28 protein-coding genes, 1 tRNA gene and 2 pseudogenes are annotated in these 25021 nt (G+C 60.8%); 18 read left to right on the top strand and 13 right to left on the bottom strand.

Annotated features, from left to right (window positions below; translation table 11 throughout):
• Nucleotides 1–44: 44 nt before the first annotated feature.
• Nucleotides 45–1001: an L-malyl-CoA/beta-methylmalyl-CoA lyase gene (locus JF290_RS09785; RefSeq protein WP_199024680.1), complete on the bottom strand. Its 957-nt coding sequence runs from the start codon at nucleotides 999–1001 to the stop codon at nucleotides 45–47.
• Between the two features lie 285 nt (nucleotides 1002–1286).
• Between JF290_RS09785 and dgcN the strand changes: the two genes are divergently transcribed.
• The 4 genes from dgcN (at nucleotide 1287) to JF290_RS09765 (ending at nucleotide 5402) form a co-directional block, all read left to right on the top strand.
• Nucleotides 1287–2288: an N-acetyltransferase DgcN gene (gene dgcN / locus JF290_RS09780; protein WP_199024679.1), complete on the top strand. Its 1002-nt coding sequence runs from the start codon at nucleotides 1287–1289 to the stop codon at nucleotides 2286–2288.
• 72 nt (nucleotides 2289–2360) lie between these two features.
• A complete protein-coding gene (gene dgcA / locus JF290_RS09775) occupies nucleotides 2361–3326 on the top strand; it encodes an N-acetyl-D-Glu racemase DgcA (RefSeq protein ID WP_199024678.1) in 966 nt (321 codons plus the stop codon).
• A 9-nt stretch (nucleotides 3327–3335) separates the two neighbouring features.
• Entirely contained in the window at nucleotides 3336–4196 is an 861-nt protein-coding gene (locus tag JF290_RS09770; RefSeq protein ID WP_199024677.1) for a D-amino-acid transaminase, read from the top strand.
• Between the two features lie 255 nt (nucleotides 4197–4451).
• Complete coding sequence (locus tag JF290_RS09765) at nucleotides 4452–5402, top strand: alpha/beta fold hydrolase (RefSeq protein WP_199024676.1); 951 nt, start codon at nucleotides 4452–4454, stop codon at nucleotides 5400–5402.
• Between the two features lie 75 nt (nucleotides 5403–5477).
• Here the strand turns inward: JF290_RS09765 and JF290_RS09760 are convergent, their stop codons facing one another.
• Together JF290_RS09760 and JF290_RS09755 are read right to left on the bottom strand one after the other, a co-directional pair.
• The gene (locus tag JF290_RS09760; RefSeq protein WP_233155258.1) at nucleotides 5478–5807 is read right to left on the bottom strand and encodes a DUF1244 domain-containing protein; all 330 of its coding nucleotides are present in this window, start codon (nucleotides 5805–5807) and stop codon (nucleotides 5478–5480) included.
• A 58-nt stretch (nucleotides 5808–5865) separates the two neighbouring features.
• Nucleotides 5866–6603 (bottom strand): N-formylglutamate amidohydrolase, encoded by a 738-nt coding sequence (locus JF290_RS09755; RefSeq protein WP_199024675.1) that lies wholly within the window; start codon nucleotides 6601–6603, stop codon nucleotides 5866–5868.
• A gap of 117 nt (nucleotides 6604–6720) precedes the next feature.
• Here JF290_RS09755 and pyk point away from each other — a divergent pair, with 117 nt between their 5' ends.
• The 4 genes from pyk (at nucleotide 6721) to rplT (ending at nucleotide 9129) form a co-directional block, all read left to right on the top strand.
• Nucleotides 6721–8166, top strand: coding sequence for a pyruvate kinase (pyk, locus tag JF290_RS09750; protein WP_199024674.1), 1446 nt, complete (start codon nucleotides 6721–6723; stop codon nucleotides 8164–8166).
• Nucleotides 8167–8200: 34 nt separating this feature from the next.
• On the top strand, nucleotides 8201–8425 hold the full coding sequence (locus JF290_RS09745) for a hypothetical protein (protein WP_199024673.1): 225 nt from the start codon (nucleotides 8201–8203) through the stop codon (nucleotides 8423–8425).
• A 122-nt stretch (nucleotides 8426–8547) separates the two neighbouring features.
• Nucleotides 8548–8748 (top strand): 50S ribosomal protein L35, encoded by a 201-nt coding sequence (gene rpmI, locus JF290_RS09740; RefSeq protein ID WP_014873788.1) that lies wholly within the window; start codon nucleotides 8548–8550, stop codon nucleotides 8746–8748.
• Between the two features lie 15 nt (nucleotides 8749–8763).
• Nucleotides 8764–9129, top strand: coding sequence for a 50S ribosomal protein L20 (gene rplT / locus JF290_RS09735; protein ID WP_199024672.1), 366 nt, complete (start codon nucleotides 8764–8766; stop codon nucleotides 9127–9129).
• A gap of 140 nt (nucleotides 9130–9269) precedes the next feature.
• On the opposite strand, the gene JF290_RS09730 is transcribed toward rplT, so the two are convergent.
• The 3 genes from JF290_RS09730 to JF290_RS09720 form a co-directional block, all read right to left on the bottom strand.
• Nucleotides 9270–9899 carry an MSMEG_1061 family FMN-dependent PPOX-type flavoprotein gene (locus tag JF290_RS09730; protein WP_199024671.1) on the bottom strand — a complete coding sequence of 210 codons (630 nt, stop codon included), beginning with the start codon at nucleotides 9897–9899 and terminating at the stop codon, nucleotides 9270–9272.
• Nucleotides 9900–10000: 101 nt separating this feature from the next.
• Nucleotides 10001–10651, bottom strand: a complete 651-nt coding sequence (locus tag JF290_RS09725) for a GntR family transcriptional regulator (RefSeq protein ID WP_199024670.1) — start codon at nucleotides 10649–10651, stop codon at nucleotides 10001–10003.
• Between the two features lie 39 nt (nucleotides 10652–10690).
• A complete protein-coding gene (locus tag JF290_RS09720) occupies nucleotides 10691–11371 on the bottom strand; it encodes a M48 family metallopeptidase (protein WP_199024669.1) in 681 nt (226 codons plus the stop codon).
• Nucleotides 11372–11473: 102 nt separating this feature from the next.
• Between JF290_RS09720 and JF290_RS09715 the strand changes: the two genes are divergently transcribed.
• From JF290_RS09715 to JF290_RS19540, 3 genes are all read left to right on the top strand, one after another.
• Nucleotides 11474–11797: a TIGR02300 family protein gene (locus JF290_RS09715; RefSeq protein WP_199024668.1), complete on the top strand. Its 324-nt coding sequence runs from the start codon at nucleotides 11474–11476 to the stop codon at nucleotides 11795–11797.
• 73 nt (nucleotides 11798–11870) lie between these two features.
• Nucleotides 11871–11946 (top strand) — tRNA-Ala (locus tag JF290_RS09710).
• Nucleotides 11947–12239: 293 nt separating this feature from the next.
• On the top strand, nucleotides 12240–12512 hold the full coding sequence (locus JF290_RS19540) for a hypothetical protein (RefSeq protein WP_233155257.1): 273 nt from the start codon (nucleotides 12240–12242) through the stop codon (nucleotides 12510–12512).
• Here JF290_RS19540 and JF290_RS19535 read toward each other — a convergent pair.
• Nucleotides 12500–12556: pseudogene (locus JF290_RS19535) on the bottom strand (hypothetical protein); the annotation flags it as partial. The gene JF290_RS19540 and the pseudogene JF290_RS19535 overlap by 13 nt on opposite strands.
• 3 nt (nucleotides 12557–12559) lie before the next feature.
• Between JF290_RS19535 and JF290_RS19530 the strand changes: the two are divergent.
• Nucleotides 12560–12904, top strand: coding sequence for a hypothetical protein (locus tag JF290_RS19530; RefSeq protein ID WP_233155256.1), 345 nt, complete (start codon nucleotides 12560–12562; stop codon nucleotides 12902–12904).
• 150 nt (nucleotides 12905–13054) lie between these two features.
• On the opposite strand, the pseudogene JF290_RS19525 reads toward JF290_RS19530, so the two are convergent.
• The 5 genes and pseudogenes from JF290_RS19525 to JF290_RS19730 form a co-directional block, all read right to left on the bottom strand.
• Nucleotides 13055–13483 (bottom strand): annotated as a pseudogene (locus JF290_RS19525) (recombinase family protein); the annotation flags it as partial.
• Between the two features lie 442 nt (nucleotides 13484–13925).
• Entirely contained in the window at nucleotides 13926–14225 is a 300-nt protein-coding gene (locus tag JF290_RS09700; RefSeq protein WP_199024667.1) for a hypothetical protein, read from the bottom strand.
• 44 nt (nucleotides 14226–14269) lie between these two features.
• On the bottom strand, nucleotides 14270–14623 hold the full coding sequence (locus JF290_RS09695) for a hypothetical protein (protein WP_199024666.1): 354 nt from the start codon (nucleotides 14621–14623) through the stop codon (nucleotides 14270–14272).
• A complete protein-coding gene (locus JF290_RS09690; protein WP_199024665.1) occupies nucleotides 14616–16247 on the bottom strand; it encodes a type IV secretory system conjugative DNA transfer family protein in 1632 nt (543 codons plus the stop codon). Before JF290_RS09690 ends, JF290_RS09695 begins: the two co-directional genes overlap by 8 nt.
• A 309-nt stretch (nucleotides 16248–16556) precedes the next feature.
• Nucleotides 16557–16688 carry a hypothetical protein gene (locus JF290_RS19730; RefSeq protein ID WP_268912011.1) on the bottom strand — a complete coding sequence of 44 codons (132 nt, stop codon included), beginning with the start codon at nucleotides 16686–16688 and terminating at the stop codon, nucleotides 16557–16559.
• A 168-nt stretch (nucleotides 16689–16856) separates the two neighbouring features.
• On the opposite strand from JF290_RS19730, the gene JF290_RS09685 reads away from it, so the two are divergent.
• Together JF290_RS09685 and JF290_RS09680 are read left to right on the top strand one after the other, a co-directional pair.
• Nucleotides 16857–17744, top strand: a complete 888-nt coding sequence (locus tag JF290_RS09685; protein WP_199024664.1) for a hypothetical protein — start codon at nucleotides 16857–16859, stop codon at nucleotides 17742–17744.
• On the top strand, nucleotides 17744–18103 hold the full coding sequence (locus JF290_RS09680; protein WP_199024663.1) for a low molecular weight protein tyrosine phosphatase family protein: 360 nt from the start codon (nucleotides 17744–17746) through the stop codon (nucleotides 18101–18103). The genes JF290_RS09685 and JF290_RS09680 overlap by 1 nt, the downstream gene beginning before the upstream one ends.
• Before the next feature lie 36 nt (nucleotides 18104–18139).
• Here the strand turns inward: JF290_RS09680 and JF290_RS09675 are convergent, their stop codons facing one another.
• Complete coding sequence (locus tag JF290_RS09675) at nucleotides 18140–18445, bottom strand: cyclic-phosphate processing receiver domain-containing protein (protein WP_199024662.1); 306 nt, start codon at nucleotides 18443–18445, stop codon at nucleotides 18140–18142.
• Between the two features lie 993 nt (nucleotides 18446–19438).
• Here JF290_RS09675 and JF290_RS09670 point away from each other — a divergent pair.
• The 4 genes from JF290_RS09670 to JF290_RS09655 are packed head-to-tail and all read left to right on the top strand — an operon-like array spanning nucleotide 19439 to nucleotide 24742.
• Nucleotides 19439–20473: a DNA cytosine methyltransferase gene (locus JF290_RS09670; RefSeq protein ID WP_328701231.1), complete on the top strand. Its 1035-nt coding sequence runs from the start codon at nucleotides 19439–19441 to the stop codon at nucleotides 20471–20473.
• On the top strand, nucleotides 20473–21951 hold the full coding sequence (locus JF290_RS09665) for a DNA methyltransferase family protein (protein ID WP_199024660.1): 1479 nt from the start codon (nucleotides 20473–20475) through the stop codon (nucleotides 21949–21951). Before JF290_RS09670 ends, JF290_RS09665 begins: the two co-directional genes overlap by 1 nt.
• The gene (locus JF290_RS09660) at nucleotides 21948–23489 is read left to right on the top strand and encodes an AAA family ATPase (protein WP_199024659.1); all 1542 of its coding nucleotides are present in this window, start codon (nucleotides 21948–21950) and stop codon (nucleotides 23487–23489) included. The genes JF290_RS09665 and JF290_RS09660 overlap by 4 nt, the downstream gene beginning before the upstream one ends.
• Nucleotides 23490–23491: 2 nt before the next feature.
• Entirely contained in the window at nucleotides 23492–24742 is a 1251-nt protein-coding gene (locus tag JF290_RS09655; RefSeq protein ID WP_199024658.1) for an LlaJI family restriction endonuclease, read from the top strand.
• Nucleotides 24743–25021: the final 279 nt, after the last annotated feature.

The raw sequence follows: 25021 nt of genomic DNA, 5'->3' as shown, positions 1-25021 counted from the left end.
GCAGATATGCCGCCTGTGTCATGACGCAGAGCGAGTCGCGTCGGTCAGCCGGCGATCATCTCGGATTGGCGCACGATCACCTCGGCCTGTTTGATCGAGGCGATGTCGACCAGACGACCCTTGTAGACGGTCGCGCCCTCGCCGTTGGCCTTGGCCTGTTCCATCGCAGCCAGGATCTCGCGGGCTTCGGCGACGGCCTCGTCGGACGGCGTGAACACCTCGTTCGCAAGGGCGATCTGCTTGGGGTGGATGGCCCATTTGCCCACCATGCCCAGTGTCGCCGAGCGGCGGGCCTGGGCGCGGAAGCCCTCGTCATCCGAGAAATCCCCGAACGGACCGTCCACGGGCAGCACCCCGTGGGTGCGGCAGGCGGCGACGATGGCGGCCTGGGCCCAGTGCCATGGATCGGACCAGTTCTTCTCGCCCTCGCGGATCATGTAGTAGTTCTCCTGCGTGCCGCCGATCCCGGTGGTCTGCATGCCCATGGACGCCGCGAAATCCGCGGCACCAAGGCTCATCGCGACCATGCGGGGCGAGGCCGCGGCGATTTCCTCGACATGGGCGATGCCGGCGGCGCTTTCGATGATGACCTCGAAGTCGATGCGTTTCTGGCGTCCCTTGGCGGCCTCGATCGCGGTGACCAACGCGTCGACCGCATAGATGTCGCCGGCGCAGCCGACCTTCGGGATCATGATCTGGTCGAGCCGTTCGCCGGCCTGCTCGAGCAGATCGACCACGTCGCGATACCACCACGGCGTGTCCAGCCCGTTGATCCGGACCGACAGCGTCTTGTTGCCCCAGTCCACCTCGGAAATGGCCGCGATGATGTTGGCGCGTGCGGTGTCCTTGTCGCTGGGGGCGACGGAATCCTCGAGATCGAGATTGATGACATCGGCGGCGCTGGCCGCCATCTTCTCGAACAGGGCGGTGCGCGATCCGGGACCGAACAGTTGGCAGCGATTGGGGCGTGCGGGCGCGGCGGGTTGGAGACGGAAGCTCATGTCTGGACCTTTCGAGCAAGGAAATTTCAATTTTTTCCGGTCATCAGGTATTAAATTACCCATGCGCACGCAAGCCGTATTGTGCAACTGCAGCACGACCGCGGATGGCACCTGATCGGGCGCGCCCCGATGCCGTTGTATTTCCGTTCGGTAAAGCAAGAAAATTCGACATATTTGAATATTCTTCGAAGAAACTGACGGGAACCGGGGTCCATCCGGACGGGTTTGAGATGCACTCGTTCTCTCCCGCGCCTAGACTGCCGCGGAATCACAGGAGACTTCGCGATGATCGAGACACCCTATCTGCTGTTTCTGGGGGATGCGCCCGACCAATTGGCCGCAAAGGTGGCCCAGGGCATCAAGGATTGGCGCCCCGAGAACGCGGTTGGCCAGTTCCGCCTGCCTGGCTGCGCGGCGGATGTGGGTCTGACCGACATGACCTTGGTCGACGCCAAGGCCGCAGGCGCCAGAACGCTGGTGATCGGGGTGGCGAACCGGGGCGGCGTGATCAGCCCGGCCTGGAAGGAAGTGCTGATCGCGGCGCTGGAGATGGGCTTCGACCTGGCGTCGGGCCTGCACAACCTGCTGCGCGACGAGGGCGACCTGATCGCTGCGGCCCAGACCCATGGCGGCACATTGCACGACGTGCGCGTGCCGACGGTCGGATACCCGATCGCCAACGGGGTGAAGCGCAGCGGCAAGCGGGTGCTTGCGGTCGGCACCGATTGTTCGGTCGGCAAGATGTACACGGCGCTGGCGCTGGATGACTCGATGCGCCGCAAGGGCATGAAGAGCACGTTCCGCGCCACCGGCCAGACCGGAATCCTGATCACCGGGCATGGTGTGCCGCTGGACGCGGTGATCGCGGATTTCATGGCCGGTTCGGTGGAGTACCTGACGCCTGACAACGATGCCGATCACTGGGACATTATCGAGGGGCAGGGCAGCCTGTTCCATGTTTCCTACTCCGGGGTGACGTTGGCGCTGATCCATGGCGGCCAGCCCGATGCCCTGATCCTGAGCCACGAGCCGAGCCGCCCGCACATGCGCGGTTTGCCGGGATATGCGCTGCCGTCTCTGGAACTGCTGCGCGACACCGCCCTGCCGCTGGCGCAGGTCGCCAATCCGGCCTGCCAGGTGGTGGGCGTGTCGGTGAACACGCAGCACATGTCAGAGGACGAGGCGCTGTCCTATCTTGCCGAGGTCGAGACGCGCATGGGGCTGCCCGCGGTGGATCCCTACCGGCAGAGTGCCGACAAGCTGGCGGATGCCCTGGCCGCGCTGTAGCGTGCCCTTGCGCCGGTTTGCAGGGCGGGAGCCTCCGGCGGGAGTATTTGGACGAAGATGAAGGAGCGGCGCGTGCGGATCGATGTGAAGCGGGATGTGTTCAAGCTGGCGCAGGTGTTCACCATCTCGCGCGGGTCCAGAACCGAGGCGCAGGTGCTGACGGTCACGGTGACGGACGGCGACGATTCGGGACGCGGCGAATGTGTGCCCTATGCGCGCTATGACGAGACGCTCGACAGCGTGGCCGCGCAGATCGCCGGTCTGACGGGTGGCGTGACTCGCGCGAGCCTGTTCGAGGTGTTGCCGGCAGGAGCGGCGCGCAATGCGGTGGATTGCGCGCTCTGGGATCTCGAGGCGAAGCGGGCGGGCAAGCGGGTCTGGGATCTGGCGGGGCTGCCGGTTCCGGGGCCCGAGATCACCGCGTACACCCTGTCGCTCGATACGCCAGAGGCGATGCGGGCGCAGGCCGGGAAGAACGCTCATCGCCCGCTTCTGAAGATCAAGCTGGGTACGCCGGATGACATGCCGCGGCTGGAAGCGGTGCGCGCGGGCGCCCCCACGTCGCGCATCATCGTGGATGCGAACGAGGGGTGGAGCGCCGAGGTCTATGCCGAGCTTGCGCCGCATCTTGTGCGGCTGGGCGTGGCGCTGGTCGAGCAGCCCTTGCCGGCGGGAGCCGATGACGCGCTGATCGGGATGGATCGGCCGGTGCCGGTCTGTGCCGACGAGAGCTGTCATGACCGTGCCAGCCTTGCGAAGCTGGCCGGGAAATACGACGTGGTGAACATCAAGCTGGACAAGACCGGCGGGCTGACCGAGGCGCTGGCGCTGCGCGATGCGGCGCGAGCGGATGGCTTTGGGATCATGGTCGGCTGCATGGTGGGGTCGTCCCTTGCGATGGCGCCCGCGACGCTGGTGGCGCAGGGGGCGATGATCACCGATCTTGACGGGCCGCTCCTGTTGGCCGAAGACCGGGACAACGCCCTGGATTTCGACGACGCGGGCGTCCATCCGCCCGTTGCGGCACTCTGGGGATAGGAGACATCCATGCGCACCGTCTATGTGAACGGCGACTACCTGCCTGAAACCGACGCGAAAATCTCGATCTTCGATCGCGGGTTCCTGATGGCGGACGGGGTCTATGAGGTGACCAGCGTTCTGGATGGCAAGCTGATCGATTTCGACGGCCATGTCGCCCGGTTGGAACGCTCGCTTGCCGAGCTCGAGATGGCGAGCCCGGTCACCTCCGAAGACCTGCTGGAGATCCACCGGGCCTTGGTGGCGCGCAACGGGATCGAGGAAGGCATGGTCTATCTGCAGATCACCCGGGGCGCGCCGGCGGATCGGGACTTTGTCTTTCCCGATCCGGACGAGACCCCGTCGTCGCTGGTTGTGTTCACCCAGAACAAGCCGGGCCTTGCCGACAATCCGGCGGCAAAAAAAGGTATGAGAGTCATCAGCATAGATGACATGCGCTGGGGGCGGCGGGACATCAAGACGGTGCAGTTGCTTTATCCCAGCATGGGCAAGATGATGGCCAAGAAGGCGGGCGCGGATGATGCCTGGATGGTGCAGGACGGGTTCGTGACCGAGGGCACGTCCAACAACGCCTATATCGTCAAAGGCGGCAAGATCATCACCCGCGCGCGGTCCAATGACATCCTGCACGGGATCACTCGAGCCGCAGTGCTGCGCTTTGCGGCGGAGGCGCAGATGGAGGTCGAGGAGCGCAATTTCACCATCGCGGAGGCGCGCGAGGCGGACGAGGCGTTCATCACTTCGGCGAGCACCTTCGTGATGCCGGTGGTTGAGATCGACGGTGTGAAGCTGGGCGACGGAACCCCGGGGCGCGTGGCGCCGCGGTTGCGGGAAATCTATCTTGAAGAAAGCCGCAAGGCGGCGATCTGAGGCCGGTCTCCGGGGGATCGGGTCCATGTCCTTTCTCGGCGTCGGGTGGGGTGTGCCAGGCGTGCATACGCCGTGCATACCGCGTGCAGACGCGAGGTGCAGATCCTGGCCCGTGCGGGGAGTCGGCGCGGGGCGCGTCTTGCACAGAGGTTGATCGCTTGCGCGGCGGTCCTTGACGCCGGTCCGATCCGGGCTGACAGGCGGAGGGATCGCGGCTAGGGTGCCGCGAGTTTTTCTGGCCGGGAGCCTGCCGCCATGTCCGTGATCTTCTGGCTGATCCTTGCCGTTCCGGCGCTGCTGATTGCGCTGGCCGTGTTTCGCACGCGCCGCATGGCGGCGGAGGCCGAGCGGCTGGTGCCGCAGGCGGGGCAGGTCGTGGAGGTGCGCGGCGGGGCGGTGCACCATGTCGACCTGGGGCCGAGGGACGCGCCGGTGCTGGTGATGATCCACGGACTCAGCGGGCAGTTGCAGCATTTCACCTATGCGCTGACGGCGCTGTTATCGGACGATTTTCGGGTGATCGCGGTGGACCGTCCGGGCTGCGGCTATTCGCGCCGGGACGGGGAGGCGCTGGCGACGCCCGGGGAGCAGGGGCGGATGATCTTGGAGGCGCTGGACGCGCTGGGCGTTGAGAGCGCCGTCCTGGTGGGGCATTCGCTGGGCGGGACGGTGGCGCTGGCCATGGCGATGGACCGGCCGGAGCGGGTCGAAGCGGTGGCGCTGCTGGCGCCGGCGACGCAGCCGCAGCAGGAGGCGCACGAGGTGTTTCGCGGTCTCATGGTGCGCAGGGGATGGCTGCGGCGGCTGATCGGTGCGACCATCGCGGTACCGCTGGCGGCGGCGACGCGGGACAAGGTGCTGGACATCGTTTTCGCGCCCGAGCCGGTGGCCGGAGATTTCATGCTGCGCGGGGGCGGTGCGTTGGGGTTGCGCCCCGTGGCCTTCGTGACCGCGTCGGAGGACGTGGTGGCGCTGCAGTCGGTCGGGGCGGCGCAGGCGGCGCGCTACGAGACGGACCTCTCCGTGACCGGGGGACTTCTGTTCGGATCGGCGGACCCGATCCTGTCGCACAGCCTGCATGGCCACCTGATGCAGGCGCATGGGCTGAGCTGCGAACTGCTGGAGGGGCGCGGCCACATGCTGCCGATCACCGCGCCCGAGGATTGCGCGCGGTTCATTCGCGACATCGCCCGGCGGCGCGGCTGACCGGGGGTGCCCCCCCCCGGGGCTCTGCCCCGGACCCCGGAGTATTTCACCGAAGATGAAGACCGGGGGGCCGTGTCAGTCGGCGGTGCCGACGTTGCGGGCGAAGGCGTCCTTGAACTCGGCCTGTTTCTCGGGGCTGGCCTCGGTCTGGTGGTTGGCTTTCCACTCCTCCATCGACATGCCGTAGAAATGCTCGCGCGCCTCGGTCTTGCCGATCTCGATGCCCTTGTCAGCGGCGGCCTCCTGGTACCAGCGCGACAGGCAGTTCCGGCAGAAGCCCGCGAGGTTCATCATGTCGATGTTCTGCACGTCGGTGCGGTCCTGCATCAGGTGTTTCTGCAACCGGCGGAAGGCGGCGGCCTGGAGTTCGATCTCGGTCTGCGGGTCGATGTCTTTCGGGGTCATGGCGACTCCTCCCTGTCTGTGATGGTCTCTGGGTGTAACATAGGTGTCGTGCGCGGGATTAAAGCCCCGATGCGGCGAGCGCGTCCTCAAGGATCGGTGCGAGCCGTTCGGCCCAGGCGTGCTGGCCATCGCGGTCGGCGATCAGGTCGTTGCGCAGTTCGATCAGGGCGTTGGGGCGGTCATGGGCGATGGCGTGGCGGTCGATCGCGTCGCCGGGAAGGTGGCCGCCATAGGGCTGGTTGGCGCCGATGCAGAGATCGGTGTCCTGGCGAAGCCGGTCGATCAGCGGCGTGGTCAGGCGCTCGTCTTCGGCGTGGAGCACGCCGACATGCCAGGGGCGGGGAGGGCGGCCGCGCAATTGCCGAGTGAAGCTGTGCACCGACAGGATCACCGCGTGCGGCAGCGCCGCCATGCGGGCCAGCTGGTCGTGATAGGGGCGGTAGCACAGGGCCAGGCGGCGTTCGATCTCGGCCCGGTCGGCATGGCGGTTGCCCGGGATGATCGATCCGTCATAGAGTTTCATCAGCAGCGTGGGGTCGTCCTCGCCCCGGTTGGGGTCGATCACGAGGCGTGAGAAGTTGGACGCGATGACCGGGCAATCGAGCAGCACGCCGAGATGCTGCGCGACGCCGTAGGCGCCGACGTCATAGGCGATGTGGCGCTCCATGTCCTCGCGCGGGAGGCCGAGATCGCCGCCGCAGACCTGGGGGGGCACCGTGTTGGTGGCGTGGTCGCAGGTGATCAGCCAGCGATTGGGCCGGGTTTCGCCGTGAATGAAGTAGGGAGTGTATGTCATCTGCCTGTCATCTCTTTGCGGACAGCTTTAGGCCAGTTGCCCGGCGATGGGAATTGCGCCATAAGCGCCGTGACAATGTTTGCGATAACATAGATTGATCCAGAGGACTTATTGCCCATGAAACGACAGCGCAACGTCAAGATCGTCGCCACTCTCGGCCCGGCGTCGGACACGCATGACATGATCCGTGCGCTGCACGAGGCCGGGGTTGACGTGTTCCGGTTGAACATGAGCCACGGCACGCAGGAGGAGATTCGCGCCAAGCACGCGATCATCCGGCAGGTCGAGGCGGAGCTCGACAGCCCGATCGCGATCCTGGCGGACCTCCAGGGCCCGAAGCTGCGGGTGGGGGATTTCGTGCGTGGCGCCGAGGAGCTGGAGAACGGCGCGTCCTTCCGGCTGGACCTGGATCCGGCGGATGGCGATGCGACGCGGGTGTGCCTGCCGCATCCGGAGATCTTCGCGGCGATCGAGCCGGGGGTGTCGCTGCTGGTGAATGACGGCAAGATCCGCCTGAAGGTCGAGAGCTGCGGTGCGGATTTCGCCGAGTGCACGGTGATCGCGGGCGGGCGGATCTCCAACCACAAGGGCGTCAACGTGCCGGACGTGGAACTGCCCCTGGCGGCGCTGTCGGAGAAGGATCGCAGCGACCTGGAATTCGCCTGCGCGCTTGGGGTCGACTGGCTGGCGCTGTCCTTCGTGCAGCGGGTCGAGGACGTGACCGAGGCGCGTGCGCTGGTGAAGGGCCGCGCGGCGATCATGGTCAAGGTCGAGAAGCCCAAGGCGGTCGAGCGGTTCGAGGACATCCTGGCGGTCTGCGACGGGGTGATGGTGGCGCGCGGCGACCTGGGCGTGGAGTTGCCGGTGCAGGCGGTGCCGCCGATCCAGAAGCGCCTGATCCGAAAGTGCCGCGCGGCGGCAAAGCCGGTGATCGTGGCGACGCAGATGCTGGAGAGCATGATCGAGAGCCCGATGCCGACGCGGGCCGAGGTCAGCGACGTGGCGACGGCCATCTACGAAGGTTCGGACGCGGTGATGCTGTCGGCGGAATCCGCCGCCGGGCAATTCCCGGTGCAGGCGGTGCAGACGATGGACCGGGTGGCGATCGAGGTGGAGGCCGACCCGACCTATGCGCAGATCATCGCGGCGTCGCGGTCGATCAAGGGCAGCAGCGTTGCCGACGGCATCGTCGCCGCCGCGCGCGAAATCGCGGAGACCGCCGACATCAAGGCGATCTGCTGTTTCACCCAGAGCGGCACGACCGCGCTGCTGACCGCGCGCGAGCGTCCGGGCGTGCCGATCATCGCGATGACCAGCCTGCGCGGCACGGCGCGGCGGCTGGCGCTGACATGGGGATGCACCTGCGTGATGACCGGCGAGCTGGCGCGGTTCAAGGATGCGGTGGTCAACGCGGCGCGGGCGGCGCGGGCGCAGGGCTTTGCGACCGAGTCCGACCAGATCGTGCTTACCGCGGGCGTGCCGTTCAACGTGCCGGGAACCACGAACATCCTGCGCGTCGCGCCCTGCGATGAACGTTTGATTTACTCGACCGATCCAGAATAGGGCGAATCATGCGGTTGTCGCAGGGGCGTTCACGATGGATCCTGACCTGGCATTGGCGCTTGGCCTGATCGTTGGCGGCTTTTCGATTCCGTCGATGCTGTCGGCGGTGACGGACGGGCGCGCGCCGCGCGCCTCGGCGTTGACGATCCTGATCGCGACAGGGCTCGTGTTCTATGCGTTGAGCGTGAAACCCGGCGGCTATACGCTGAGCCAGGTGCCGGACGTGTTTTTCGCCGTTCTGGGCGGTTTCGCCCCCTGAAATCGGGACCACCCCCCTTGCCAGCCGGACTGGTTGCGCTTAAACGGCGCTTCTGACCGCGCGACCGGCCGATGTGGCATGCCGAGTCGCGTTTCGTACCGACCCAACCCAAGGAGACGGAAATGCCCAAGATGAAGACCAAGTCGAGCGCCAAGAAGCGCTTCAAGGTGACGGCCACCGGCAAGGTGCTGGCAGGCCAGGCCGGCAAGCGCCACGGCATGATCAAGCGCACCCGAAAGTTCATCCGCGACGCTCGCGGAACCACGACGCTGTCGGCCCCCGACGCGAAAATCGTCAAGGGCTTCATGCCCTACGACCGCTGATAGGAGGCTGATCACATGTCACGTGTAAAAAGCGGAACCGTCACCCACGCCCGTCACAAGAAGGTCATCAAGGCCGCCAAAGGTTACTATGGCCGCCGCAAGAACACCTTCAAGGTCGCGACCCAGGCGGTCGACAAGGCCAACCAGTATGCGACCCGCGACCGCAAGAACCGCAAGCGCAACTTCCGCGCGCTGTGGATCCAGCGGATCAACGCCGCCGTGCGCAGCCATGACGAGGCGCTGACCTACAGCCGCTTCATCAACGGTCTGGGCCTGGCCGGCATCGAGGTCGACCGCAAGGTTCTGGCCGACCTGGCCGTGCACGAGCCCGACGCCTTCGGCGCGATCGTCGCAAAGGCACAGGCCGCGCTGAGCGCCTGATCCTCGGGCACGCTTGTCGGCGTGTTCCGATAGAGAGACCCGCCAGTCACCTGGCGGGTTTTTTCGTGGCGGGCGATCGGTGGCGTCGCGCCCGACTTGTGCGACGCCGCGCTTGGCCCGACGGTCGGTTGTCGTCCTCTTCAATAGAGGCGTTTGCGTTCGTCAGCGCTGTGATCGTCGTGGACCTCTTCAAGCGTCTGATCCCTGTCGACCGTGGCGATGACCCATTCCGCGAGCGTCGGGGCGGATTTTCGGTCCGGCCACTGGTCCGGATGCCAGAGCCGCGCGCGAATGAGCGATTTCGAGCAATGCATGAAGGCTTCCTCGACATCGACCACAAGCGCGAGCAGCGGTTCTTTCCCCTTGGTCGCGTGGCGCTTGCTGATGGCGGCGTCACGGACGATGCGCGCCTTGCCCGCGATGCGCAGGGTGTCTCCATGTCCGGGCACGATGAACAGGAGCGCCACGTTGGGATCTGTCAGGAGGTTCTGAAAGCCATCGACCCGGTGGTTGCCGAGCCTGTCGGGGATGATCAGGGTCTTGTCGTCGTAGATCTCGACAAACCCGGCGGGGTCGCCCTTGGGAGAGATGTCGATCAGCCCCTCTGACGCCTTTGTCGCGACGATGACGAAGGGCGCGTGCTTGATGAATTCTCGCGCGACATCGTTCAACCGGTCGCTCACCTTGAGGAAGGTGTTCACGAAGCCCTCGGTCGGGAGAAGGTCCCTCAAGCGTTCGACCGTTTCAATCTGTTCGTCGACGACCAGCATGGGTGCCTCCGGTTCGCTGCCGTTGGCCAGTCTAGGGCATGGGCCGTCTTTCTCAAAGCGCCCGCTTTGAAGAACGGCCCGACGCCGCGCCGACCGGGGGATCAGCCGGTCAGCATCCTGAGACCCTGGGTCACGTCCGAGCGCACCGCGAGCCGCAGGCCGGGTTCGTCGCCGGCCTTGAGCGCGGCGATGATGAGCTTGTGGAAATGCGGCGGTTCGGTGCGGCGCAGGCGGCCATAGAGCGCCCGCATGGTCGGGCCCAGTTGCAGCCAGACGGTTTCGGCCATCGCCAGCATCGCCGGGGCCTGGGCGCGCAGGTAGAGCGTGCGGTGGAATTCGAGATTGGTGCGGATGTAGCCGACCGCGTCGCGGTTGGAGACGGCCTCGCCCACGGTGCCGTTGATCGCCTGCAGCCGGTCGATCAGCGCGATATGGGCGCGGGGCAGGGCGCGGCTGGCCAGTTCGACCTCGAGCAGCGCGCGCAGGGCGGCGAGTTCCTCGATCCGGTCGCCGGAAAGTTCGGGGGTCGAGACCCGGCCCGAGCTGGACAGGAACAGCGCCCCTTCGGCGACGAGACGGCGGACCGCCTCGCGCGCGGGGGTCATGGACACGTCGAAGTCGCGCCCGATCCCGCGCAGGGTCAGGGCGACGCCGGGCGAGATCTCGCCATGCATGATGCGCGCCCGGAGCGCGCGATAGACGCGGTCATGGGCGGCCGGCAGGGTGGCCTCGGTGGGGCGAGAGGTGATCATGGATGAAATGTGATCACAAGTCGACGTCGGGTCAAGCGGTCAGAAGCGGAACCGGTGCAGGCCGGAGCCGTTCTGGTGCAGCCACTTGCGTTGCGCGGCCCAGGGCCCGTGCAGGCGCTCGACCGTGTCCCAGAAGGCCGAGGAATGGTTCATCTCGGCCAGGTGCGCGACCTCGTGCGCCGCGACGTAGTGCAGGATCTCAGGTGGGGCGAGCACCAGGCGCCAGGAATACATAAGGCCGCCCTGCGAGGTGCAGGAGCCCCAGCGCGAGCGGGTGTCGCGCAGGGTGATGCGGGCATAGGGGCGGCCGAGCCGGGCGGCGTAGTGATCCGAGGCCGCGGTCAGCCGGTCGCGCGCCAGTTCGCGCAGCCAGGCCTGCAGCCTGCGCCCGACGGCGTCGGCCGGCACGCCGATGCGCCCCTCCTGCCGCTGGACGCGCCGCCCGGCCACCGGCACCACCTGGTGCGGCGCGCCCTCGATCGGCAGCAGCGTGCCGTGATCGACGGCGATCTCGTCGGGACGGTTGTCGAGGTGGCCGCGAATCCAGTCGGCCTTGGAGCGGGCGAAGTCCAGCGCCTCGGCCTCGCGCACGCCGCGCGGCAGCGTCAGGGTGACGCGCCCGTCCAGCTGCGAGATCCGGAGGCTGATCCGCCGCGCGCGCCCGGAGCGGCGCAGGGTCAGCACCACCGGCGGCGTGCCGTCCAGAAGATGTTCCGCCATGTCCGCTCCCGTGCCGACATCAAAGCCTTTGACAGTCCCTAGCTCATATGGCACCTGACCGGAATCGTCGATGCGACTCAGCAGATAATCAAGGGGATTCTCATGCCCAAGGAAGAATGGGGCACAAAGCGTTTGTGCCCGACCACAGGTAAGCGGTTCTACGACCTGAACCAGGACCCGATCGTCAGCCCCTATACCGGGGAGGTCGTCGAGATCGTCGCCGGCAAGGGCCGGATGATCGCCGCCGACGCCGAGGACGCGGCGAGCGCCAAGGCCAAGAAAACCGATGACGAAGAAGTGGCGGTCATCGAGGACGACGATGACGTCGATGTCGATCTGGACGATGATCTCCTCGAGGACGAGGACGACGATGATGACGTCTCGCTCGACGAGATCGCCGATGTTGCGGTCGAGGACGAGGACTGATCGCGCATTTCCACACGGGGCCGGATTTTTCGCTTGATCCTGCCCTGTGTTGCGCCTAGAGAACGGCGCATTCGGGGCCTTAGCTCAGCTGGGAGAGCGCTTGCATGGCATGCAAGAGGTCAGGGGTTCGATCCCCCTAGGCTCCACCATCTCACCTTTTTGGGTTGAAATATCCGCTAACACCTTGAACGGAAAGGTGATTTTAGCGGTTCGATAACCTTCTTCACGGCTATACCGCAACGGCTCCACAAAGGCCAATCGAAGCACTGTGCGCCGCACGGCTAAACTCCCATTTTTGTATATATTCCAAGGGTTTGACAAAAACTCTAGGACCGGTTCGATAAACTCCTCTAGCCTCCCCTTCGGCGGCACGATTTCGTCAACACGCTCGGCCAATACGGCCTTCTCACGCTCCAGCTTTGCGATCTTTGCCTCATAGGCTTTGATCACGCTCGCGTTTTCAGCTTCGACGATCCGCTCCAGCAGCGTGTCGATCTGTGCCTCAGCTTCTTTCAACTGCCTTGTCAACATCGCTTTGTCGTTCCGCGCTTCGGAAAGCCGCATGGCCCAAGCATCCCTGAACATTGCTTTTGCCACGGCAAAGAGTTGCCCCGTCGGCTGCAAGCTCTGCATGATCTCAGCAAACCCGCTTTCGATCCGCTCGCGCGGGATCGACCTGCGGTTGCTCGCGCAGCCGCGCGTGTCACACAGATAATATGGATAGAGTTTCGAGCGGCCCTTCGACCAACAGGAGGTCATGGCTTGCCCGCAATCATCACACAGCACGAAGCCGCGCAGCGGGAAGTCCTCGTTGATGTCCTTGCGCGCTGGAGCCTTGGCAGTGCCGTTCAATCGCCTCTGGATTTCCTCATAGGTCGCAAGGCTGATCAGCGGTTCGTGCTGTCCTTTGCGGGGCGCAATGTCCCATTTAGGGGCTTCGACGTACCCGGCATAAGTCAGCTGCGTGAGAATGCGATTGACCCGCTGCCAGCGGATTTCTCCGGTGGGGAGGTCTTTGGGGAAGGCAGGCTTGCTCTCCAGGAAGCGCTTCACCTCGCTCTGCGACTGCAAGTGGCCCGAAGCAAAGCCTTCGAGCGCCTGCGTTAGGATCGAGGCGACCGGTTCGTCGCGTACCAGGATTTTCCCATGGGCGCGGTCAGCGCTGTATTTGTAGCCAACGGGCGCGGAGAAGACCCAATAGCCCTTCTCAACGCGCGCCTTCATCTTCTGGATCACCTGGCGGCGGTTTTGCTCGCGCTCCAACTCGCCTTGCGCAGCAAAGATCGTTTCAACAAACTTGCCTTCCGGCGAGTCATCCAGCTGGAAGTTCAGACATTCGATCCGCGCCCCGCGCAGCTGGAACTCACGGCGGAGCTTGATGTGGAACTCAGTATCGCGGGCAAAGCGCTTCAGATCATCAAAGATGATGACGTAGTTCTTGCCTGGCTGTGCATCGAGATAGCTCAGAAGCGCCACCATGCCGGGGCGGTTCATGAAGTCACCGCCGCCGGAAGCATCATCAGGAAAGACGGCCTCAACCTCGTAGCCTTTGCTTGCCGCATACTGGCGGCAGCGATGCTCTTGGCTCTCAAGGCCACTACCTTCGATCTTCTGCTTCGTGCTGGATACGCGGCAATAGATGATGGCCTTGGTTGCAGCTATCTCCTTTTCAAATTCCGTTTTCATACTGACTCCAATCTCTTGCCCGCACCGCGTATTTGCGGGCTCACGTCCTTCGCTCTTATTCCAGTTTGGGATAGTCCGAGCTTACAGCATCTAAAGCTGGTTTGGCAGCTTCAACGTCTGCCAGACTGTCTTTTCCACAGACTTCCTGTACCGGATGCACCTGGAAGCCGAGTTCGACAAAGCTCACGATGATCGACCAGAGGTCTTCGAGAACCCGCCGCTTCTGTTCTTCGGTTAGTTCGCTGTCATCTAGCATCGCCTGATACTTATCGACATCGACGGTCAGTGTCGGTTTCGCCAACGAACCGAACCTTTCGCTCAGGCCTTTACGCCCTGCGACATCAAAATTGTCTTTCATCTCCTCAACCTTTCTCGGAGATAGAGGCTTAAGCCCCTATTTTTATTGTACCATTTTCTATGGTGTTTTCTCAAACTTTGAGCCTCAGAAAGGGATGCCATCATCCATGTCTGGCAAACCTCTCAAACCCTTATCCACTGCGGGATACAGCGCTTCGATCTCAGGCGGAGCGCGCCACTTTGCGTGCTCTCGCGCCTCTAGAAGCGCCATGGACAGATAGCCTTCCAGATGGTCTTCTGCCGTCCCTGCCGGATCGGCTGCCGCGTGGAATTCCGCCCATGAGCGCGCGAACTCAAAATCCTTTCGGTTGATGCGCAGCCTGACGAAGACGGTGCGGCCATCTGCCGAGAAGCGAGTATCTCTTCGCTCGAAGTTCTTGCTCATATTTCTCTCCTTTATTTTGGTTTACTAATTTAGTTCTTGCTAAATTAGGCACCGCTAATGATCTGACCCCAGTCAAACGGCAGCACTTTGAATAGGCTGCATTGCATGCCGTCGTTCGGCACCGCGATGCAGCGGCCCTGAATGCCGTAATAGGCGCACCAGGCGACCGAACGGCATGAGCCCGGCCCGTGCATCGGATGACGGCACTCATACTCCCATGCTACATGCGGGGTGCCTGCGAGCAGGAGGAAACCAGCAAGTCCGGCCAACATGACCCGGCGGGGCTTCATCAGACCTTGGCGGGCAGCCGCGCAGACGCGCTTTCCGGCTTTGCGCAGCGGGCCATCTGGCTTGCGCGGCGGCTTTGCACCGACAACTTTGATCCTAAAGTCACTCATGGCTTTCGTCTCTCGGTTGGTATTCCAATCTCATCTTTGGCGCGGCCAGAGGCGCTGTCCCTTCGACCGGGTTTGACGCTGCCCACGATCCCCACGGCTGCACTTCCCAAAAAGGGATGCGCTGTGCCCTGATTGGCGGCAGGCGGCTTATCAGCAAGAGCTGCTCGCGCGCGCCCATCTGGCGGATTTCGTCGGCAGCCATGAGCGGCCTGCCGGTTTCACTCACCGACTCGCCGATCTCGTCATCCTCGAAGCGCCCAAGGTTGAAGTTCTTCGTTTTGACCGTGCGCTGGCCGAGCACCGCTGAAAGGGTTCTTGCAAGCCCGTCATCCTGGACCGCAAAAAACTGGGTCACTTCAGCCTGGCTGAGCACGGTCCTTGTCGTATGCGGACCATAGATGCGGATCAGCTCGGATAACTCCTGCACGAAGGCCCAGACGCGGACGCCCAGACTGGGCAGCGCAGTCAGGCTTTCTGCGAGCCCTGCGAGTTTGCCCATATTGGCAAACTCATCGAGCATAAACAGAACCTCGCTCTTGCCGTTGGAGCGGGCGACCGCCGCAATCGCTTGCCGCGTGATAAGCCCGAGCCAAGCACCGTGCGTTGCGATCTTCTCCTGCGGGATCACGAGATAGATGCTTGTCTTGCCCTCCTTCAGGGATTTGAAATCGACATCGTTGCCGCTGACGGCATCGGCGAGCCAGCCGAGCGGATCAAAGATATCGAGCGCCTGGATGGCCCCTTGCCGGAAGTCGGCAAACTGCTCGGGGCTGTCCTGCATCTGTGCGGCAAGGTCATCGCCGAGAGCGGCAACCATGCCGAACAGGGCCTCCGAATCCTCCATCTCAGCCACGGCGCGCGCCATACGGCGCGGGCTCGAAAGCACCTGCCACATCTCCGGCAGGGTGCAGAGATCAGGCTGCCCGCGTGTCGCCAGATGCAGCATCAGGGCGCGCAGGATCATGCGCGAGCCGTCACGGAAGTAGCGGTTCCGCGCATCTTCAGGCTCGGGAAGCAGCTGTAGCGCGAGCGCCTTGGCTGCATCGGCAATCCCGCGCAGCAGCGCCGGATCGTCCGCCGCATCCAGAAGGGGACGCAACGGATTGCACCGGTGCTGCGGCAGGCCGTGCAGGCCCCAAGGGTTGAGGACGAAGACATCCTGCCCGAAATTCTGTTCACGGTGCGCAGCCGTCACTGCCGCCAGTTCGCCCTTGGGATCGGTGACAAAAACCGAGGCCTGGCTATGTAGCAAATTCGGTATCACAACGCTTGTGCCTTTGCCCTGACGGGCGGGCGCGACCGTCAGCAAATGCGCTTTGCCGCTGTAAAAGAGCGGCTGGCCCTCAAGCATCCCCAGAAACAGCCCGCGCGGATCGAGCAGCCCCGCATCGGCGCACTCATCCAGCGTAGCAAACGCAGCCTCACCGAAGGTCCCCGACGGCTTGGCGGCTTCAGCGCGTTTGTGCGCCTGCACCCAGGCCTTGTAGTAGCCGGTCAGGCCGCCAAGAACAGCGAGCCCGCCGATGAATTTCATGAAGCCAAGATAGAGCTGATCAGCAGCATCCGGCCGCGCGCCGGTCAGCTCAGGCCAATAGCTGGCAAGGGCCAGCATCGACACGCCCATCAGGAGCGCGCCTGTTGGCGAGCCGCGCCTGGGGTGCCTGTTGGGATTAGGAGCGCCGGTCATAAGACCATTCTTCTTTCACTTCGGGAAATAGATGGAGCCGCCGTACCCGATGCGGGCAGCGGCGCGGATCGCCTCGGGACACGTGGCAATGACCGCCGGGACCGCAGCGCGGGCAAAGTTCGATGAAGCTGCCATTGTGAAGAGTTGTCCGCATGGGTTCAGTCTCTGGCTTATTGTTCTCTATGGGGTGGCGCGGGGCGGTTCTCGCCCCGCGCCCGGTTCAATCGGCAGCGCTTACTTGCCCACTTACTTTCCTTGCCGACCGGCATTGACCGCAGCGTCGATCCGCTGCTTGTCCTGGTAGGAGAGACCGTTCGTATTGACGGTCCCTCCATTCTTGCCGATCTCGTAGGCGCGCTGCGTCGAAGGCGTGCTCATGACTTTTCCTCTCTCATTGGTCTGGCGTTGCCTTGTTCAGCGCGTCTGCGTCTGAACGTGATCAACAGATGGGAATGGTCTCGCAGGCATCTATTGCTGCTAAAAATTCATTTGCACGTATGGACTTCGCATTGCCGCGCATATATGCGAACAAATGCGAAGTCCCTGATGGGGCGCTGGAATTTGGAGGTCGCCATGCCGTGGCAGGGCACAACAAAACAGCACAAAGACCTCTGGCAGGCCCTTGATCAGGTCTTGAGAGCGCACGGATTCCCCGCGCAGCGCCTTGCTGCGATGATCAATGATGACAAGCGGGCACTGGAGACGATCCGGCAAGTCGCGGATAAGGCGCGCAGCGTTATCGATGATGGCACGCTCAAGCGCTGGCATGATGGTGGGCCGGATTCACTGCTCAATGCACGCGCCCACAAAAAGCAAGCGATCTATGAATTCTTCGAGCGCACAGCACAACCGCGCACGGATTTGTTCAGACCGGATGAAGGCTTGCCGCCAGGTCTTGCGAGCTTTGCCGCGCAGTACAGCGTGCAGTTTGCTAGGCCGCTCGCCAAGGACCTGTCAGACCTTGATGGCAACTACCGGATATTCCGGCCCGCCTGGAGCATTCCGGCGCTGCGAAAAGAGCGCGTCCTTGTCTCGCGTCTAAAGATCAGCACATCCGGCGGCTTCACCAGCTTCACGGAAGAGCAGGACTATACCGACCCGGACTCGACCGATCTGAAGGTCAAACAGAGCGATGATGGCGGCGTCCTCTATGTTGGAGGAAACATCGTGCTGTTGGGGTTCACCCGCGAAACCCAAGGCTGCAAGATGTACACCGCCTGGTCTGTGAACCCCATACCTGGCGATGGCGAGCCCGTCAGGCGGCTGCGCGGGGCGATGATGGGCATTGCGGGCGCGGGTCCCCATGACAGTTACCCGTTCACCGCGATCAGGACGGAGGATGCATTCGAATCCATTGAAACGGCAATTATCAGGCCGCCGCATAGGATGCTCAGTCCCGATATTCTCGGGGATTTAGGAATGGAGGGCCTCTGATGAGCCCCGATAGCAAAAAACCGCTGCTTGTGCTGTTCGTCTGCACTGCTAACAAGCTACGCAGCCCGACCGCCGAGGATGTGTTCAAGGACTATCCAGGAATCCAAGCAGTGTCTGCTGGTACAGACGCGAGCGCGCCAAGGCCGCTAACCAAAGAACTTGTGGCGAGTGCTGATTGGATATTCGCAATGGAAACGCACCATCGCGAGCGGATCAGGAAAAAGTACAAGCAACGCCCGCCCGATAACCGCATCATCACGCTTCATATCCCTGACGAATATGAACGGGGCGATCCTGAATTAGTTGCGCTATTGAAAGAAAAGGTCGAGCCCCGAATTCAAGATTCGGCGGTGCAATGAACTTTGCTCTAAGCATATGTCGAGCGTATTGAGCCGCTACTGATTTCGAGACTTATGAACGCTGTGCTGGATCACATCCAACTTCTCCAGCATCTGAGCACGTCCACGGCGATGATCGCTATGCACGCGGATGACTGGAGGGCAGAAGTCACTGTCCCGCACGGCCTGTTCGATCCACAGCAGAACATCGAGACCGGTGCCTTGCTCTGCATCGCCTAGATGATAATCGAGGCTGATAAGCTCAACCGCGCCTGTCCGCAGAAGCTCGATGGCTTCGCTCACACGGTACACGCGCTCCCAGCCCTCGGGTGTGGCCCGCGTATCATCCAGAAAGACCTTCATATGTCCCGCTTCAGCAACTGATCTCGGTTTCCATATAGGAAAGCGTCTGCATGGCTTCTTGCGCAGCGCAGCAAACCACTGTTCCTGACACAGCCCGACTGTAGTACAAAATTGATAGACCCCCGTAGGCTAGGCGTCTTCGCTTTGTAGTACAAACCGTTGCGGCTGTTTTCCCTGTTTGTGTACTACGCTCGATTTGCCCAAATTCGGTGAACCGCAAGATGTGTTTTGTAGTACAAAACCTTCTTGCCAAGGGGCCCGCTGCGCGCCCCTGTGGAACCCCCGGCCTGTGGCTCTTTCAGGGTATTGAACCCATTTCAGAGCCAGCAGAACGTATCGCCGTTCAATCACTCGCGGGAGACTTCGCTCTCCCTGCACCCATCGATCCCTTCTGGAGGATCAGGGGCTATCGCGCCCCTTGAAACCCACTCGCACCGTATGGCCGTTGCATCACCAATCAGGGGCGCGTTCCTGCTCCCCCGATACCCCCATGAGGACTTCATCCAGACCATTTCATGGAGACGACTTCATCGAGACCAACCGAAGGGAGCTTTCGCGCTGCCCTTCCTTAGAACCATCCCATCGACCATGGAGCCTTCGAGCCCCTTGGAACCCTGATCAACCCCGCGCGGATTGCATGCCGCCATCTTGCCGAAGATGGATCACGGCCAAGGCTCGCGCCGCCTTGGATGGACGTCAGAAGCCGCACCGCTAGACACGCCTCCACCGAGGTAGATGTCGGCGACTGCCCTCTCGATAACTACTTGCCAACGGACCAAGTGTATGAGAACATATAAAGAACATATGTGGATAAATCGCTATATCTGGTAATTTTCTGATGCGCGAGCCACGATATGTAACTACCCTCATGGTCCAAGGTTGGTGCTCGAATCGAGTACACAGGACACCCCGTCGGCAAGGCAGCGCTGTCTGGCCGCCTAACTGGAAGACAAGAACGAACGGTCGCGCTAAGCGGCGTGAAAGGAGCAGACAGTGGTCAATTGCATTAGCTTGTTCTCTGGCGCAGGAGGCTTGGACATCGGCGCAATCAACGCTGGCGCGGAGATCATAGCCTGCGTCGAGAATGACCCCGATGCTGCTGAAACTCTTCGACTCAATAATATCAGTGGCCACGAGTCTTCGGTAATCGAAGATGACATAAGAAATGTTGACTTCACGGATTGGCGTGATGGCTCCGACAAAATTCTGATCGGTGGTCCTCCGTGCCAGCCATTCTCGAAGAATGGCTATTGGGTAAAAAACGATAATCGCCTTATCGATGAAGACCCTCGTAATATGCTAGGTCAATTTCTGAGAGCAGTGAACGAACTACAACCGAATGGGTTCCTGTTCGAGAATGTAGAGAGTATCCGTCATCCGACCAATCTACCCACTTTTGAACGCTTTGTCTCAGAGGCGCGGGGTCTCGGATATTCCTGTACCGTTTTTCGAGCGAACTCGGCAGATTTCGGTGTGCCTCAGAAGCGGAAGCGCGTGTTTGTCTTTGGCGTGAAGGGAGCCATACATGCCATCCCTGAGCCTCATCAAACGCATAGCGACCCATCGAAACCTGATCTAATGAATGGATTCGATCCTTATGTTGGGGTCGGAACGTTCATCAAGAAGTTTGCCGCAGAGAAATATTCAGAGCCACAGGAAGATGCTTCATCGGGCACTTACTATCATGAACTTGTTCATGTTCCGGCAGGGAAGAACTACATAGCCCTTTCTAAGCTCAATAACTACGATGGCAGAACGTTTCGGCCTGGAGGACGGTTTTGGAACTTCCTCCAGAAGCTGCATCCCGACTTACCATCGATTACGATAGCAGCACAACCAGGTCCTTGGGTTGGACCCTTTCATTGGGATAATCGTCGCCTTCGGGTGCCGGAGATAGCCGCAATCCAGACATTTCCTGATGGTTATAAGTTTGCCGGAAATCGTCGATCCATCCAAAAGCAAATTGGAAATGCGGTTCCTTGCCTCCTCGGCGAAAAAATGGTTGCTCATCTTATCGAGAATTTATGATGAATATCGCGGTGTCACGTCCAAAAGAAAGCGAGCAGGCTGCGGACTTTCTCTTGTCCGGGCAGGCGCTTTCGGATGCCGCAAAATACTTACTGGATCGCGTCCTGCCTCAAGCTGAAAAAGATGAGCGCGATCTTGCATACTACACACCATGCAAGTCGGAACACGCACGTAAGCAATCCGGCTCTTACTATACCCCTGTCGATGTCGCGCAGTTCTTCTGGAACCAGTATTTTGACGTGGGTGGAATATCACGCCCCGAGCAAGCTATCGCATTTGTTCGGCAGAATCGCTTGATCGAACCTTCGTGCGGTTCTGGCGTACTCGTCTATGCTCTGCTTGCTAAGCTGCTCGATCTTGGTGTGCCGGTAGAGGTGATGCGCGACCTCGATTTGCATATGGTGGACTTCAATTCCTCTGCTCTTGATTATGCAAAAAGTCAGTTCGATTTGATCAATGCCGCTTTAGGAGCAGACTACTTCACACCGTCTTTTGAACATACCGATTTTCTAAACTATGCCGGGGTAAAATCTGCTCGTCCTGTGATTGTTTTTGGAAATCCTCCCTTTGTATCCAACCCTAAAGGGGCGGCTTGGAAGAACACCTACGCTGATTTTTTGGATCGCTGTCTTGAAGTTGCGTCCCCGCTCGCGGCCATACATTTCATCCTCCCTCTCTCGATCGCGTTCAGTCGCGATTACTCGATATTGAGAGAGAAGATGCGTGCTGGCCGCTACACCGTTTTTGCGAGCCACTTTGACAACATCCCCGACACACTTTTCAAATCCGGCAAGCCGCAAAGTTCCAACACAAATAAGGCGAACAGCCAGCGCTGTACGATCCTTTCCGCCTTTTCAAGTGCAGAGCACTGTCTCTACTCGTCACCTTTGTATCGCTGGTCTGCTGCGGATCGTGCGACCTTGCTCGCCGGTCCGGCAAGATTTCACGATGTGACACGCTATCAGCTAAGTGACCAGTTTATTCGGCCTGCGTCGGAGGCAATGGCGCTATACTTGCAGGGGCAGGGTTTCTCCCACCGCCTCGGCGATCTGCTTGATAACAAAGGAAACCAAACGCTCTTTGTCGGCAGCGTGGCAAGAAACTACATTTCTGTGCGCGGTGAAGCCGGTAGTGGGGTGCAGGAGTTCTCCTTCCGCAACCGGGAGGATTTCTATCGTTGCCTCGGCATCATCACTTCAGATGTCTTTCTTCAATACTGGCGCAGCGTAGGAGACGGCTTTCATGTAACGCGTTCCAATATCCTTGATTTTCCGGTTTCGCCTTCGCTTTCCGCTTTGCTCGATGCTGCCCTCCCGAAAATTAAATCCATGTGGTCGCGTCGCCGCCACTTTGTAAAGACAAAACTGAACTCCGGAACAGTTGTGCATTCTTATGATTTTTCGGCAGTTTCTCCCAACTTTGGCGAGACTCTGCCACAAGCAACCAAAAAAGAGCAGACGAGAAACGAGGAACAATGAAGTACCAGTCGACCGCGTTGGGAGAAGTGGTGGAGGGGGATGACCCAGCGCATCCTGACATCGATAAGCGCGAACAAATCCTTGAACGCGCCCTAACGGCCTGGGGATGGACAGCAAACATCTACAGGCATGAACCGCCAGCACCGCGCGTCAGATTCGTTAAATTTACAGCCGAAAGCCAAACACCCGGCGCATCCTACACGTTGGAAGTGTACATCTTCCCCAATCTTGCTGATTCGGCGCGTGACAGACCGCACGAGAAACGCATTCAGATTACGCGTGATTACGCAGAACATCAGGCAGACTTTGAACTGGACAAGGCTGGTTCACATCGGTGTTTACTCCTTGGGTTCTATTGCCTTGATGACGATGAGGTCGTGATTTGCGCATGGGACGCAGCAGCTTATCAGGGACATGCGAATCCAACGTCGGCCTACGTCCATATCGAGGCTATCGCCGGAGCTTTTCGGTTCGGCTTTGCTCGATCGCAAGACGCCAAGGGACGCTACGTCTGTTGTTTCCGGCCTGAGTTTCTTCACTACTACGTAGAGAACATGGCGCATCTCCATGTTGTCGAAGGGGCTGGCACAGGGGCGTTGCCCGGTGAGGAAACACCGACCGCGGTCACGCCGACTGCGCTAACGGGTGGTGAGAACGTTATTTTCTACGGCGCACCCGGAACCGGCAAGACACACACCGTGGATGCCATGGTCGATGGGAAACTCTGCGTTCGCACAGTGTTTCATCCTGACATGCAGAACAGCGACTTTGTCGGCGCTTTGAAGCCGGTGATGCAGGAAGACCGTGTCACATATTCTTTCTCGCCCGGTCCGTTCGCCTTGGCGCTTCGCAACGCCCTCGCACAGCCTGATCGCGAAAACTATCTGGTCATTGAAGAACTAAACCGCGCGCCCGCTGCAGCCGTGTTTGGTGATCTCTTTCTTTTACTCGATAGAGATGGGGTTGGAGCAGGCAAATATGATGTTGATTTCCCGACACCAGAGTTCAAGGCATGGCTCTCGACCAGCCTTGACCGCGAAATCGACCGTGTGTCCTTGCCGTCAAATCTCTGGTTGCTGGCAACCATGAACAGCGCAGATCAAGGCGTGTACCCAATAGATACCGCCTTCCGGCGCCGCTGGCGTCAGGAATATGTGCCCATTGACTACTCAGCCGCCCCCAACGGGACACTGGACATTGTTATGGGCGATGGGTCGATCCAAACGGTGCCTTGGCACGTTTTCGCCAAGACAATGAATGACCATCTCACAGAGCAACTTGATATTGCAGAAGACCGGCTGCTCGGGCCTTGGTTTGTCACAGCAGAGGATCTTGCCCGCTCCAGTCTCGTACCTGGGAAGGTTCTGATTTACCTTTGGGATGATCTGCTTCGGCATCATGGACGTGAAAAAGTCTTTGATGTCTCTGCCGTGAAGACTTTTGGAGAAATCTCGGCGCGTGTTGCAGCCTCGCAGCGGATTTTTTCCGACGCCCTTCTCGCAAAATTTAGCGGAGGAGAGCCCGCAAGTGGGACGTAACGATGAGCGCCGCCCCACACATTCTTCAGGACCGGACCGACTTCTCGCAAATCGCTGATGAACATCCCGAACTGGCATCAGAACTGCGGTCCACACGCATCGGGGTAAAGGCCGGTCGGTCTGCATTACAGTTTTGCGGACTGGCAGGAGTCTCTGAAGAACGCTCATTCGTTTTCCTTCCGCGCAAGTCCTATACCGGCATCGCTGAGCGAGACCTAATAACCGCTCGCCTTACGATGCGCGCTCTCGCCCGTTTCGGGCGGGACATGACAGATAGGCTCGGCGTTGCCACAGGTGGCGAAGGCGATACCGGACGCCTTGCAGTGGTCGCGGACCTGGCCAAGGACTTCCTGCTCTATGGCATTTTCTCGGAACGCTCGCGTCATCGATCGCGTACTTCCGGCAAGCCTGACTGGCCGCGAACTGTTATACGCGAGCAGTCTTATGTCGGCTCCGATGGCAGCGTTGTCTATGAGGACATCCGGACGACACGAACGAAGGATTCGCACGATTCCTTGCTGGCACAGATTCAGGCTGCCGTGTTGCTGGAAATCGCCCGCCAGCACGGCTGGTGGATTGACGGGCTTATCGGCCGCCAGGACGAACTTAAGCGCTACTCACAGCCCCGGTTGCCAAGAACACTCTGGGCAACTCACCTTCGGCTGCTCTTACCTGAACTCTATGCTAGCAGAGCTATTTTCTTGGCCAATGGGCTTATTTCGTACCTTGTCAACGATTCCGCCACGCGCGCGGGAGAAACGTATTATGGCGTCGAGGACTTCCATACGGTTTGGGAACACATGCTACGGCAGGTTCTACGGGGTGTGGAAGCGGGATGGAACAGTCGTTTGCCGCGCCCTGCCTATCGGCGGAATGATGGCGGTCTATCGGTGCAAGATAGGGGATTGCAGACGGATATCGTTCTTCGGGACTCATCCGGAACCCTTCATGTGGTCGACGCAAAATACTACGATGCCACGTATCTTGGAAATGCTCCCGGCCTACCTGACATCATCAAGCAGTTCTTTTATGACATTGCCCTCTCAAGCGTCGCATCGGGCGAAGCAGTGAAAGGATGTTTCGTATTCCCATCAAGAATGGGAGAAACTGCAATCTTCACTACAGTAGAAATGTATCATCGTGATGGCAGTATAGCTTCCGGATTCCCCTCCATCGAATGTCATTATCTTGATATGGTTAGTGTTCTGCGCGCTTATACCGAAGGTCAAAAGATAGCGCTCTTCTCTCCCTGAGTTTTGCACGATTTTGATCAACCTTCTAGATGTCCGTCAGGGGCAGCCAGACCAGCAGGCAATCTGCAACTATCGGGACGAATATTGGATGATCCCACAGAGTTTGTTGTCAGGGTCTATTGCGCAATAGACCCTGGAGGCCCTTTTAACCAAGAGCCTAGGCTCAGGACCCATTGATTTTGGTCGGTTTGCGTGGTTCGCGGCTACGAAAACGGAGCGGTGATATGTCTGACCCTTTCTGGCTGACGGATGCGCAGATGGCGCGTCTGGAGCCCTACT

Origin of the sequence: Sedimentitalea arenosa (assembly GCF_016428585.1) — a bacterium.
In the GTDB taxonomy this organism is placed as follows: domain Bacteria; phylum Pseudomonadota; class Alphaproteobacteria; order Rhodobacterales; family Rhodobacteraceae; genus Sedimentitalea; species Sedimentitalea arenosa.
Note: the sequence above shows the minus strand (reverse complement) of the source record. Positions and strands in the feature narration are given on the sequence as shown.